This window comes from Streptomyces sp. NPDC005141 (genome assembly GCF_053599975.1).
The window spans coordinates 86,747-99,248 of record NZ_JBSFYW010000006.1 but is presented as its reverse complement, the minus strand read 5'-3'; the positions used below and the strand labels follow the sequence as shown (position 1 = coordinate 99,248).

Below are 12,502 nucleotides of genomic sequence, written 5' to 3'. Positions count from 1 at the left end.
CCCCGGGACATCTCCGCCGAGAATCCCCCTTCACGCCCCTGCTCGGCGCCCGGCCCGAACCCGTGCGTCTCCGCGCCCCGTACCGGCACGCGTCCGCCGCGCACCCTCGTGCCTGCGCGTCGCTGTTCCGTGGGAGGCCTGTTTCCGCGTGTTTCTGGCGTTGTCAGTGGGGCGGCGTATGGTTCTGGCTCAATGGGGAACCGCCGTGGGACGACCGGCCGTTCCCCCGTGGGGGAAGCACAATGCGTTCACATGCGCGGGGGAGCCATGAGTACGACTGACACCGATGTCGGCGGCGCGATCACGCTGACCGACGACGAGCTGGATCCGTTCATCACGCACGCGGGCACGCGGGACCGCCTCACCGGCTCCGGACTGCCCGGCGACGGCACGCTCCTCGGGTTCGGGGCGCTGCGGGAGCACGGCCTGCGCACCGTCGCCGACCTGGCGGGCGACGCCGACAAGCTCGCCGAGGAGCTGCGCGACCAGCTCGTCATCGGGGCGCTGCGCAGCCTGGACCGGGACCTGGAGTCGATCGTGCTGGACGGGGCGACGGGCGAGGTCTCCTCGACGCACGTCCAGCGGAACCCCGCCCACCTGGACCTCTCGCCCCTGGCGCCCTCCCTGGAGGCCCTGCTGCGCTTCGCCGCGGCCACCGAGGAACTGACCCTCTCCCGAGGCGGGCCGGGCCCGTTCGGCCCGAAGACGGTCGCGGAGGTGTCGGACCGGCTGAGCGCCGTCTTCGAGGACGGCGTGGGCGGGCACGTGCCGCCGTACTGGCGGATGGCGGCGCTGATCCGCCCGCTCGCCCGGATCGCCGGACCCGGTGAAGGGCTCGTCCTCGGCCTGCCCGAGCGGCTGCTGGACGAGGAGTTCGGCGCGGGCGAGATCATGCGCTTCGAGGACGTCGACTTCCCGCCCGCGCTGACGCACGAGCCGACCCGCCGCTTCCTCCGGGAGACAGGCCTGCCCGAGGACGGCTTCCTCTTCCAGCTGGACACGGAGGTGCCGCTGCCGGCCCTCACCGAGTACTACGCGGACGAGCGCCCCGACGAGTTCTCCGCCGGACTGCTCCCGGCCGCCGCCGACCGCCTGATCCGCCTCGGCTACCTCCTGGAGGACACGAGCCTGGTCGTGGACGGCGTCACGGGAGCGGTGCTCGCCTGGAGCGAGCCGGACCTCACCCTGCGCCCGCTCAACGCGGACATCTCCACCCTCGCGTTCACCCTGTGGCTCCTCCACCGGGAGAAGGCGGTGGACGCGGCCCACGGCCTCAGCGACTCCTACGGACAGCTCGCCGCCACGCTGACCGAGACCCTCGCCACCGTCGACCCCGCCGCCTGCGACCCCACCCCGTCCCTCCCGGGCGACGACGGCCGGCGCTACTGGCCGGAGATATTCGAGGACCAGACGGGCGGCACCCTCTACGCCCGACGATGAAGAAGGCGGCACCCCCAGGGGGTGCCGCCTTCCCGTTCCGCCTGCTCAGGCGTCGGAGGCCGTGGCGGGAATTGAACCCGCGTAACTCGCTTTGCAGGCGAGTCCCTGAACCACTCGGGCACACGGCCGTTCTCAGGTGCGGCACGGCTCACTCGTTCCGAACCTGATAGATCGAATGTAGGGGGGTGCGGGGGGCGCGCTCAAGGGTTCCGGAGCCGCCGCAACGCGACTGCCACACGCCGTTCATGAACCACGGGGCGGCCGGATCGGAGGAGGTCGTGCCGGAGATCGGGGCGCGGTCGGGCGTGGACCAGGGGTGTGGTCGGGCGCGGCTCGAGAGGAGGTCGGGTCGGGGACCGGGGGAGTGGTCGTACGACCAAAGGACCGGTTGATCACCGTCTTCGGACAGGAGTCAGCGCGGGCTGCGGACCTTACGCTGACGGCCATGACAGCAGTGGAAGCACACGATGTCGCGACGGCCTCGTCCGAGCGGGAGGGCGGGGTGCTGAGCCGGCCGTACCGGGCTCTCAGCGTCGGCATCGTGTCCGTGGTGCTGGTGATCGCGTTCGAGGCGACCGCCGTGGGGACCGCGATGCCCGTCGCCGCCCGGGAGCTCGACGGGGTCGCCCTGTACGCGTTCGCGTTCTCCGGGTACTTCACGACGAGCCTGTTCGGGATGGTGCTCGCCGGGCAGTGGTCCGACCGCGACGGGCCGCTGGCCTCGCTGGCCTCGGGCATCGGCGCGTTCGCGGCGGGGCTGCTGCTGTCCGGGACGGCCGGCGGCATGTGGGTGTTCATCCTCGGGCGGGCCGTCCAGGGGCTCGGCGGCGGGCTCGTCATCGTCGCGTTGTACGTCGTCGTCGGGCGGGCCTACCCGGAGCGGCTGCGGCCCGCGATCATGGCGGCGTTCGCGGCGGCCTGGGTGGTGCCGTCCGTGGTGGGACCTCTCGCGGCGGGTGCGATCACCGAGCATCTCGGCTGGCGCTGGGTGTTCATCGGGATTCCGGCGCTCGTCGGCGTTCCGCTCGCGCTCGCGCTGCCCCAGATACGGCGGCGGGCGTCTGGACAGGCGGGGGCGGGCGACCGCGCGCCGCTGGACCGGCGGCGCATCCGGCTGGCGTTCGGGATCGCCCTGGGTGCGGGCCTGCTCCAGTACGCCGCCCAGGATCTGCGCCCGCTCTCCCTCGTTCCCGCCGCGGCCGGTGCCGCGCTGCTCGTCCCGGCCGTGCGCGGACTGCTGCCGCACGGCACATGGCGTGCGGCGCGCGGCCTGCCGTCCGTGGTGCTGCTGCGCGGGGTCGCCGCCGGCGCCTTCATCTCCGCCGAGTCCTTCGTGCCGCTCATGCTGGTCACCCAGCGGGGGCTGTCGCCGACGCTCGCCGGACTCTCCCTCGCGGTCGGCGGCGGCACCTGGGCGCTGGGCTCCTGGGTGCAGGCACGGCCGCGTGTGGAGCCGTACCGGGAACGTCTGATGTTCTTCGGCATGCTGCTGGTCGCGGCGGCCGTCGCGACCGCTCCGAGCGTGCTGATCCCCGCCGTGCCGGTGTGGACCGTCGCCGTCGCCTGGGGGTTCGGCTGCTTCGGGATGGGCCTGGTGATCGCCTCGACGAGTGTGCTGCTGCTCCACCTCTCGGCCCCCGAGGAGGCCGGCAGCAACTCGGCTGCCCTCCAGATCTCCGACGCCCTCTCCAACGTGCTGCTGCTCGCCGTGGGCGGAGCCGCCTTCGCGGCCCTGGGCGGCGGCGCGGTGGCTCACACGGCCTCCGGCGCCCACAGCGCCCACCCGGCCGCCTTCGCCGCGGTGTTCCTGCCGATGGCCGCGGTGGCGCTGGTGGGGGCGTGGGTGACCACACGGCTGCGGGAGCCGTAGGTGGTACGACGGTGACCTCCGGGTCCTGGACCTGGCCGAGCCGGCGAGCGGGGAGCGGACGCGGATCACCGTGCGCGACCTGGATCGCCGCGCGTCCGGGGTCGCCGCACGAGGCGATGTGACCTCAATCCCATCCGCCGGTGACCCGGCCTCGTCCGCACGTCGGCACGAGCCGGGCGCCGGTAGGGTGGCCCGGTTGTCATACGTAGCCGAGCCGCCCGCCCGTCTCCCGTCACCGCTGACGCGCCGCGCGTGGACCCGGACGCTCCCATTCGACACCCAGACCGGAGACCGTGACTACCACCGCCGCCAGCGCCTCCTCGCACTCGCATCACCTCTCGCCCGCCTTCCCCGGCCGCGCCCCCTGGGGCACCGCCAACAAGCTGCGTGCCTGGCAGCAGGGGGCGATGGAGAGGTACATCCAGGAGCAGCCGCGCGACTTCCTGGCCGTCGCCACCCCCGGCGCCGGCAAGACGACGTTCGCGCTGACGCTCGCGTCCTGGCTGCTGCACCACCACGTCGTGCAGCAGGTGACCGTGGTCGCGCCGACCGAGCACCTGAAGAAGCAGTGGGCCGAGGCGGCCGCGCGGATAGGGATCAAGCTGGATCCCGAGTACAGCGCCGGGCCGCTCAGCAAGGAGTACCACGGCGTCGCCGTGACGTACGCCGGCGTCGGTGTGCGGCCGATGCTGCACCGCAACCGCTCCGAGCAGCGCAAGACCCTCGTGATCCTCGACGAGATCCACCACGCCGGTGACAGCAAGTCCTGGGGCGAGGCCTGCCTGGAGGCGTTCGAGCCCGCCACCCGCCGGCTCGCGCTCACGGGTACGCCGTTCCGCTCCGACACCAACCCCATCCCCTTCGTCACGTACGAGGAGGGAAGGGACGGCATCCGCCGGTCCTCCGCCGACTACACGTACGGCTACGGGTCCGCCCTCGGCGACGGCGTCGTGCGGCCCGTCATCTTCCTCTCCTACAGCGGCAACATGCGCTGGCGCACCAAGGCGGGCGACGAGATCGCCGCCCGGCTCGGCGAGCCGATGACCAAGGACGCCATCAGCCAGGCGTGGCGCACCGCGCTCGACCCGCGCGGCGAATGGATGCCGAGCGTGCTGCGCGCGGCCGACCGGCGGCTCACCGAGGTACGCAAGGGCATCCCGGACGCCGGGGCTCTCGTCATCGCCACCGACCAGGACTCGGCCCGCGCCTACGCCAAGCTGATCCGCGAGATCACCGGCACCAAGGCCACCGTCGTCCTGTCCGACGACACCGGCGCCTCGAAGCGCATCGACGACTTCGCCGCGAGCGAGGACCGGTGGATGGTCGCCGTCCGCATGGTGTCCGAGGGCGTCGACGTACCGCGCCTGGCCGTCGGCGTGTACGCCACCACCATCTCGACGCCCCTCTTCTTCGCGCAGGCCGTCGGCCGTTTCGTGCGCTCCCGCAGGCGCGGCGAGACCGCGTCCGTGTTCCTGCCGACCGTCCCCGACCTCCTCACCTTCGCCAACGAGATGGAAGTCGAGCGCGACCACGCCCTCGACAAGCCCAAGAAGGACGGCGAGGAGGACCCGTACGCCGAGTCCGAGAAGGAGATGGAGAAGGCGAACAAGGAGCAGGACGAGGACACCGGTGAGCAGGAGCAGTTCTCCTTCGAGGCGCTGGAGTCCGAGGCCGTCTTCGACCGGGTCCTCTACGACGGAGCCGAGTTCGGCATGCAGGCCCACCCGGGGAGCGCGGAGGAGCAGGACTACCTCGGTATCCCCGGGCTCCTCGAACCCGACCAGGTGCAGCTGCTGCTCCAGAAGCGGCAGGCCCGGCAGATCGCGCACAGCCGCAAGAAGCCGGACGAGGAGGCGGACCTTCTCGAGCTCCCCGCCGAGCGCCGCCCCGTCGTCTCCCACAAGGAGATGCTGGAACTGCGCAAGCAGCTCAACACCATGGTCGGCGCGTACGTCCACCAGAGCGGCAAGCCGCACGGCGTGATCCACACCGAGCTGCGACGCGTCTGCGGAGGCCCGCCGAGCGCGGAGGCGACGGCGGGACAGCTCCGTCAGCGGATCGCCAAGGTGCAGGAGTGGGCCACCCGGATGCGGTGACGTCCGGACGTCGTGACATCCGGATGCGGCGGCTCCGGGAAGGCGGCCGTTTCCGGGACCGCGCCGTGGGCCGGGGAGACCACCGGCCGGAGTGACATGGGGAACCGGTTACCTCACAAGCCGGTGGTATCCGGAACCCGTGGCACGGGGTGCCGAACCCGTACCGAGGGGGCGCGATCCCTTCGGGGAGGCGCGCACCGTGGCCTGTGCGCTGCGTGCATGAGCGGTGTACGCCGTGTGGCGCGCGCCCCGCGTTCTGGGACAAACGGAATCACTCCGTACCAGCTCATGCCCGGATTCTGGACGGAGGCTTCCGCTGAGCGGACCGGCTCGCTACTGTCCCGCTACGCACACGCCCCGTGGCAGCGCCGCCGCGGAGCGCAGCCGTGAAGCGACTGCGACCCGGGAAGAGCCCGGGTCGCCGGCCGACCGGCGGCCTCTGAAGCGCGTCGCCGACGGGACTCGGTGACGCATCCGCCGCGAGGGGGCCGTCGACCTCACCACTAAGGAGTGGGCGTCGTGACCGCGGAGACCTCTCAGACGCTCGACCGGGGACTGCGCGTCCTCAAGTTGCTCGCCGACACGGATCACGGGCTGACCGTCACTGAGCTTTCGAACAAACTGGGCGTCAACCGGACCGTGGTGTACCGGTTGCTCGCCACGCTGGAGCAGCACGCCCTCGTACGCCGTGATCTGGGCGGCCGTGCCCGGGTCGGGCTCGGTGTGCTGCGCCTGGGCAGCCAGGTGCATCCGCTGGTACGGGAGGCCGCGCTGCCCGCACTGCGAGCGCTGGCCGAGGACATAGGGGCGACGGCTCATCTGACGCTGGTCGACGGGACGGAGGCGCTCGCCGTCGCCGTGGTCGAGCCGACGTGGACGGACTATCACGTGGCCTATCGCGCCGGTTTCCGGCATCCCCTGGACCGGGGGGCCGCGGGCCGCGCGATCCTCGCCGCCCGGCAGGCGCCGGTGGGGGAGCCCGGGTACACGCTCACCCACGGGGAGCTGGAGGCGGGCGCGAGCGGGGCCGCGGCACCGCTGATCGGGGTGACGGGGGTCGAGGGCAGCGTGGGAGTCGTCATGCTGGCGGACGCCGTGCCCGAGCGGGTCGGACCGCGCGTGGTCGACGCGGCCCGGGAGGTCGCGGACGCCCTGCGCTGACCGCGGGGCCGGGCCCGGCCGGACAGGGCCTCTGGCCCCGTGTCTCAGCCCCACGTGACCGAGCGCCATGGCACCGACCCACATGGCACCGACCCACATGACGCCGACCCGTATGAAGCCAAGCCGCATGGTGCCGACCAGGTGGTGCCGACCACGTGGTGCCGATCCACATTGACGCCGACCTTCATACCGCTGGGTGTCCGGACCGCCCGGCGGGACCTGTACGGAGGGCTCGACGGGCGGTGACGTTAGATTGACCCCGTGCTCTCTCGCCTCACGCGCCCCAAGGCCGTCGCCGTCTGCGCTCTCCCCGTCGTGGCTCTGCTCGCCACTGCGGTGTTCGCGCCGCTGCCGTTCTCCCTGGCGCAGCCCGGCCTGACGGCGAACGTCCTCGGCGAGAACAAGGGCGACCCGGTGATCACGATCATGGGTGCGCCCGTCCGGGACACCAGCGGTCAGCTGCGGATGACGACGATCGAGGCCACCGGCCCGGACGCGGACGTCTCCCTCGGTGACGTGCTCAAGGGCTGGTTCGCCGCGGACAAGGCCGTGATGCCCCGTGACTCGGTCTACCCGAGCGGCGGCAGCGTCAAGGAGATCGAGCAGCACAACGCGAACGAGATGAAGAAGTCCCAGGACACCGCCACCGAGGCGGCCCTCGGCTACCTGCACGAGAAGGGCGACGTCAAGGTCACGCTCAAGCTCGCCGACGTCGGCGGACCGAGCGCGGGACTGCTCTTCTCGCTCGGCATCGTCGACAAGCTGGACGGCGACGGCAGCGGCGGCGACCTCACGGGCGGCCGTGTCGTCGCGGGGACGGGGACGATCGACGCCGACGGCAAGGTCGGCGCGGTCGGTGGTGTCGCCCTCAAGACCCAGGCGGCCCGCCGCGACGGCGCGACGGTGTTCCTGGTTCCGAAGGCGGAGTGCTCGGACGCGAAGTCGGAGCTGCCGAAGGGGCTCCGGCTGATCCCGGTGACCACGCTTCAGGGCGCGGTGGACGCGCTGGTGACTCTGGAGAAGGGCAAGGGCTCGGTTCCGAGCTGCTAGGACCTGTCCGCAGGCACTAGAACACGGCGGCCGCCTTCGGCGCGGAGGCCAGCCGGAGGCCGACCTCCACGAGGGTCCAGCCGACGCGGGCGCGCAGCCGGCGGGGGTTCCCGGTCTCGGCCGTGAGCCGGTAGGCGTCCGCCTCGGCGCGCAGGTCGGCGGCACGCAGGTGGTGGAGCTGGAGATGGGTGTCCGGGTGCATCAGGGTGACCTCTCTTCGATGTGATCTGGCGAGCCGAGTGGTCGTGCGAGTCGTGTCACTTGAGCGGGCCGGACCCGAACCGGCCGGGTCAGTCGGAGGCCTGCGGGAACACGTGCGTGTGAAAGCGCACCTGCGCCGCCTCGGGGTCGTCCTCGGGGCGTTCGACGGCGCAGTAGCTGTCGAGCAGGTCGTGCATCTTCTGGATGAGTTCCCGGGACTGCGCCGGCGTCAGACGCATCGTGAAGTCGCTCATGTCGGTGGCGCGGGTCCAGCTCTCGGACCAGTCGTCGCGGGTGCCGAGCCAGGTCGACAGCTCGCGGGCGTGGGTGGTGGCGACCTCGTGCAAGAACATGTCGGCCGCTCCGCGCACCGACGGGTCCGGGTCCTTGAGCAGTTCCTCGTCGAAGCCCAGACCCTGGTGGGCCGCCTGCCACCAGCGCTCCCGCCCCTTGCCCCGCTCGGGGGCGTCCTCGACGAAGCCGTGCGTGGCGAGCTGCCGCAGGTGGTAGCTGGTCGCTCCGCTGGACTCGCCCAGCCGCTCGGCGAGCATCGACGCGGTGGCCGGCCCCCTCCGGCGCAGGGTGCTCAGCAGTTCCATGCGCAGGGGGTGGGCGAGGCCGCGCAGTGAGCGGGCGTCGAGGCGGCGGTGCCGTGGGGGCTCGGGCGGCTCGGGCGGCAGGGGTGGCTGCGGTGGGTGCGCGGGTTCCGGGGGCTGCTCCGTCATGCGTACAAAGATAACGTTGCAAAGAACCTCTTGCAACGGTTTCTTTGCAACTACTTCTTTGGACCGGACTCACCGGACTGTCCAGGTTCACCGGGCCGTCCAGGTTCACCGGGCCGTCCAGGTTCACCGGGCCGGCCGTACCCGACGGACCGGCCGCGGACCGCTCTGCTCGCCGGATCAGTCCTGCGTCACGAAGCCCTCCTCCGTCATCCAGTCCAGTGCCACCTCGTGCGGGTCCTGGCCCTGAACATCCACCTTGGCGTTCAGCTCCTGCGCCACCGTGTTGTTCAGCCTCTTCGTCACCGGCTCGATGACCTCGGCGATCTGCGGATACTTCTTCAGGGCCTTGGAGTTGATCACGGGCGCCGCGTTGTAATTGGGGAAGAACTTCTTGTCGTCCTGCATCACCTCCAGGTTCATCGACTTGATGCGCCCGTCGGTGGTGAACACCTCCCCGTACGTGCAACTCCCCTTCGCCACCTGCGTGTAGATGATCCCGGTGTCCATCTGCGTGATGTTCTTCGCGGGGATGTCCATCCCGTACGCCTTCTCCATGCCCGGCAGTCCGTCGGCGCGGTTGGCGAACTCGCTCTCCACGCACAGGGTGACCGCGCCCGGGTCCGACTTCGACAGCGCGGCCACGTCGGACAGCGTCTTCGTGCCGTACTTCTTGAAGTTGGCCTGGTTCATGGCGAGCGCGTAGGTGTTGTTGAGGGTGGACGGCGGCAGCCAGGTGACCCCGTTCTTCGGGTCGGCGTCGTGCACGGCCTGCCACTGCTTCATCGGATCCGGGATCGGCTCGCTGTTGCCGAGGTAGGTGATCCACGCGGTGCCCGTGTACTCGTACATGGCGTCCGCGTCACCGTTCTTGACCGCCTCGCGGGCGCCGATCGACCCCTGGATGCCGGTGCGGTCGAGCACCTGGGCGCCGGCCGCCTGGAAGGCGATGCCCATGATCGCGCCGAGGATCAGCTGTTCGGTGAACTCCTTGGACGCGACCGTGAGGCTGGCCCCCTTGAGCGGCTCGCCCCGCCCGATCGTGCCGGGCTTGACGTCGTCGGTCATCGGGGAGCCGCTGGTCAGCCCGCACGCGGACGCCAGGACGAGAACGCCGGCCAGCGCCGTGTGGACGCGGGTCCTCCTCATGTCCCCACCTCCAGCCCGCGCGGCCTCAGCAGCAGTTCCGCCAGCGACGCCAGCCAGTCGACAAGGAGCGCGAGCGCCACCGTGAGAATGGCGCCGAGGACCAGGACCGGCATGCGCTGGGTGGTGATGCCGGTGGTGATGAGCACGCCGAGGCCGCCGCCTCCGCCGAAGGTGGCGAGGGTCGCGGTGCCCACGTTCAGGACCAGCGCCGTACGAACACCCGCGAGGATCAGCGGTACGGCCAGCGGCAGTTCGACGCGGCTGAGCACGCCCAGCGCCGACATGCCGATGCCGCGTGCCGCCTCCAGCAGGGTCGGGTCGTTGGCGTTCAGACCGGCGATGGTGTTGGAGAGGACCGGCAGGATCGCGTAGATCGTGATGCCGATCAGAGCCGACTTCTCGCCGGTGCCGAGCCAGATCACGAGAAGGGCCAGCAGGCCGATCGCCGGGGTCGCCTGGCCCATGTTGGCGATCGTCATCGCGATCGGGGTGAGCTTTCTGAACGCCTTGCGGGTCAGCAGGATGCCCAGCGGGATGGCGATGATCAGCACGAAGAACGTGGAGATCACCGTCAGCTGGATGTGCTGCCACAGGGCCTTGGACACCTGGCCGTTCGACAGGGCGTTCTTGGAGATCGCGTCGAGGTCCGCCTGCTGGAACCAGATCCAGGTGGCCAGCAGCAGAGCGATCAGCAGGGCGGGCAGGAAGGTCAGCTTCTGCCAGCTGATCCGGCGCCTCGGGGGCGCGTGCGGCGGCGGCGCTTCCCGCTCGCCCTCGCCGTCACCGCCGCTGTCGTCGCGGAAGGCGACCCCCTTGACCTCGTGCTCGCCCTCGGGGCGCCGGGCCGTCGGCGGCGTGCTCACGCCTTCGCCTCCCCGCCGTCGACGCCCTCCTGCTCGAACTGGGTCTGGTGGGCGCGCGCCTCCTCCAGCTCGTGCTGGTGCTCGATGGCCTCCAGCCGGTCGGCCTCCAGGAGTTCGTGCACGGAGTTCATCAGGGTCTCCATGTCGACGACCCCGGTGTACTCACCGCGCCGCCCGGTGACCGGGACCCGGCCCGAGTTGTCCGTGAGCACCGCTTCCAGGGCGTCCCGCAGGGTGGCGTCCCGCGTCACCGTGTCGTGAACCAGCGTGCCCGCCCGCGCGAGCGAGCCCTTGGCCCGCATCAGATCGCCGCGCCGCAGCCACTTGTACGGCCGGCCCCGCTTGTCGAGCAGCAGGATCTCGTTCGTGCCGCTGGAACGGAGCTTGCCGAAGATCTCCTGGAGCGGATCGTCGACGGTGACCGTCGGATAGTCGGTGATCTCCACATCCCGTACGCGGCTGAGGTTGAGCCGCTTCAGCGCGGCGCCCGCCCCCACGAAACCCGACACGAAGTCGTCGGCCGGGTTGGTGAGGATCGCCTCCGGGGTGTCGAACTGCGCGATGTGCGAGTGCTCGCGCAGCACCGCGATCCGGTCTCCGAGTTTGATGGCCTCGTCGAAGTCGTGGGTGACGAAGACGATCGTCTTGTGCAGCTCGTGCTGGAGCCGGATCAGCTCGTCCTGGAGGTGGTCGCGGGTGATCGGGTCCACCGCTCCGAACGGTTCGTCCATGAGCAGGACGGGCGGGTCCGCGGCCAGCGCCCGCGCCACTCCCACGCGCTGCTGCTGACCGCCGGAGAGCTGGCGCGGATAACGGCCCTGGAACTCGCCGGGGTCCAGCCCGACCAGGTCCAGCATCTCCTCGACCCGCGCCTTGACCCGCGCCTTCGGCCAGCCGGTCATCTTCGGCACGAGCGCGATGTTCTGGGCGACGGTCATGTGCGGGAAGAGCCCGGACGACTGGATCGCGTACCCGACCTTGCGGCGCAGTTTCACCGGGTCCATGTCGGTGACGTCCTCGCCGCCGATCCGGATGCGGCCGCCGCTCGGCTCGATCAGGCGATTGATCATTTTCAGGGTGGTCGACTTGCCGCAGCCGGACGGGCCGACGAAGACGACGAGCTCGCCCGCCTTGATCTCCATGTTGACGCTGTCCACGGCGGCGTCGCGGCTGCCGGGGTAGCGCTTGGTGAGGTTCTCCAGCACGATCGTGGCGCCCGTGGTGGACGACGCGCCCCCGGCCGCGGTGCCCTCGGGGTGCTCGGTGGTCTCGGCGGTCTCAGGCACGGATCCCCCTCGGGATGGTCAGCCGGCCGATCAGGACGTACGCGGCGTCGAAGAGCAGCGCGAGGATGATGATTCCGACCGTGCCGGCGAGCACCTGGTTGAGCGCGTTCTTGCTGCCCAGCGAGCTGATGCCGCGGAAGATCTCGTTGCCGAGGCCGGGCCCGGAGGCGTAGGCCGCGATCGCCGCGATGCCCATCAGCATCTGGGTGGAGATCCGGATGCCGGTCAGGATCGGCGGCCAGGCCAGCGGCAGTTCGACCCGCACCAGCCGGGCCATCCGCGACATACCGATACCGGTGGCCGCGTCGACCAGCGAGGGATCGACGCCGCGCAGGCCGACGATCGAGTTCCGCACGATCGGCAGCAGCCCGTACAGCGTCAGGGCGATCACCGTCGGCGGAACGCCCAGGCCCACGATCGGGATCAGCAGACCGATCATGGCGAGCGAGGGAATGGTCAGAATGGCCGAGGTCGTCGTGGTGGCGAGGTTGCCCGCCCAGTCGCTGCGGTAGGTGACGACGCCGATCAGCACGCCGATGAGGGTCGCCACGACCATGCACTGGAACACCGCGCTGGCGTGCTGGTAGGCGTCCGTGAGCAGCTGTTCGTGGCGGCTGCTCAGGTACTCCCAGAAGTTCACGCCACGTCACCCCGCTCAGCTCAT

11 protein-coding genes and 1 tRNA gene are annotated in these 12,502 nt (G+C 71.0%); 5 read left to right on the top strand and 7 right to left on the bottom strand.

Translation table 11 applies throughout. The features are described from left to right. The first annotated feature begins 267 nt into the window (after positions 1 to 267). Positions 268 to 1,440, top strand: a complete 1,173-nt coding sequence (locus tag ACWD68_RS07020) for an SUKH-4 family immunity protein (protein ID WP_451805442.1) — start codon at positions 268 to 270, stop codon at positions 1,438 to 1,440. Between the two features lie 56 nt (positions 1,441 to 1,496). Here ACWD68_RS07020 and ACWD68_RS07015 read toward each other — a convergent pair. Next, positions 1,497 to 1,568: transfer RNA gene (locus tag ACWD68_RS07015), tRNA-Cys, on the bottom strand. Between the two features lie 317 nt (positions 1,569 to 1,885). Here ACWD68_RS07015 and ACWD68_RS07010 point away from each other — a divergent pair. The 4 genes from ACWD68_RS07010 (at position 1,886) to ACWD68_RS06995 (ending at position 7,617) form a co-directional block, all read left to right on the top strand. Continuing rightward, complete coding sequence (locus ACWD68_RS07010; RefSeq protein ID WP_451805441.1) at positions 1,886 to 3,310, top strand: MFS transporter; 1,425 nt, start codon at positions 1,886 to 1,888, stop codon at positions 3,308 to 3,310. A 293-nt stretch (positions 3,311 to 3,603) separates the two neighbouring features. Then, positions 3,604 to 5,406 carry a DEAD/DEAH box helicase gene (locus ACWD68_RS07005; RefSeq protein ID WP_451805440.1) on the top strand — a complete coding sequence of 601 codons (1,803 nt, stop codon included), beginning with the start codon at positions 3,604 to 3,606 and terminating at the stop codon, positions 5,404 to 5,406. A 519-nt stretch (positions 5,407 to 5,925) separates the two neighbouring features. Beyond that, positions 5,926 to 6,567, top strand: coding sequence for an IclR family transcriptional regulator (locus ACWD68_RS07000; RefSeq protein ID WP_351122686.1), 642 nt, complete (start codon positions 5,926 to 5,928; stop codon positions 6,565 to 6,567). A gap of 261 nt (positions 6,568 to 6,828) precedes the next feature. After that, a complete protein-coding gene (locus tag ACWD68_RS06995) occupies positions 6,829 to 7,617 on the top strand; it encodes a S16 family serine protease (RefSeq protein ID WP_451805439.1) in 789 nt (262 codons plus the stop codon). A gap of 16 nt (positions 7,618 to 7,633) precedes the next feature. On the opposite strand, the gene ACWD68_RS06990 is transcribed toward ACWD68_RS06995, so the two are convergent. The 6 genes from ACWD68_RS06990 to ACWD68_RS06965 form a co-directional block, all read right to left on the bottom strand. Next, a complete protein-coding gene (locus ACWD68_RS06990; RefSeq protein WP_451805438.1) occupies positions 7,634 to 7,819 on the bottom strand; it encodes a hypothetical protein in 186 nt (61 codons plus the stop codon). 88 nt (positions 7,820 to 7,907) lie between these two features. After that, positions 7,908 to 8,543 carry an ArsR/SmtB family transcription factor gene (locus ACWD68_RS06985; RefSeq protein ID WP_451805437.1) on the bottom strand — a complete coding sequence of 212 codons (636 nt, stop codon included), beginning with the start codon at positions 8,541 to 8,543 and terminating at the stop codon, positions 7,908 to 7,910. 177 nt (positions 8,544 to 8,720) lie between these two features. After that, positions 8,721 to 9,689, bottom strand: a complete 969-nt coding sequence (locus ACWD68_RS06980) for a glycine betaine ABC transporter substrate-binding protein (protein WP_451805436.1) — start codon at positions 9,687 to 9,689, stop codon at positions 8,721 to 8,723. Beyond that, positions 9,686 to 10,552, bottom strand: coding sequence for an ABC transporter permease (locus ACWD68_RS06975; protein WP_451805435.1), 867 nt, complete (start codon positions 10,550 to 10,552; stop codon positions 9,686 to 9,688). Before ACWD68_RS06975 ends, ACWD68_RS06980 begins: the two co-directional genes overlap by 4 nt. Then, on the bottom strand, positions 10,549 to 11,838 hold the full coding sequence (locus ACWD68_RS06970; protein WP_451805434.1) for a betaine/proline/choline family ABC transporter ATP-binding protein: 1,290 nt from the start codon (positions 11,836 to 11,838) through the stop codon (positions 10,549 to 10,551). The genes ACWD68_RS06975 and ACWD68_RS06970 overlap by 4 nt, the downstream gene beginning before the upstream one ends. Continuing rightward, on the bottom strand, positions 11,831 to 12,478 hold the full coding sequence (locus ACWD68_RS06965; protein WP_451805433.1) for an ABC transporter permease: 648 nt from the start codon (positions 12,476 to 12,478) through the stop codon (positions 11,831 to 11,833). Before ACWD68_RS06965 ends, ACWD68_RS06970 begins: the two co-directional genes overlap by 8 nt. Positions 12,479 to 12,502 lie beyond the last annotated feature (24 nt).

What these genes read in the sequence shown, in the direction of transcription:
- ACWD68_RS06990 (WP_451805438.1), bottom strand. Translation starts at nt 7,819, where the DNA reads ATGCACCCGGACACCCATCTCCAGCTCCACCACCTGCGTGCCGCCGAC.
- ACWD68_RS06980 (WP_451805436.1), bottom strand. Translation starts at nt 9,689, where the DNA reads ATGAGGAGGACCCGCGTCCACACGGCGCTGGCCGGCGTTCTCGTCCTG.
- ACWD68_RS07020 (WP_451805442.1), top strand. Translation starts at nt 268, where the DNA reads ATGAGTACGACTGACACCGATGTCGGCGGCGCGATCACGCTGACCGAC.
- ACWD68_RS07010 (WP_451805441.1), top strand. Translation starts at nt 1,886, where the DNA reads ATGACAGCAGTGGAAGCACACGATGTCGCGACGGCCTCGTCCGAGCGG.
- ACWD68_RS06985 (WP_451805437.1), bottom strand. Translation starts at nt 8,543, where the DNA reads ATGACGGAGCAGCCCCCGGAACCCGCGCACCCACCGCAGCCACCCCTG.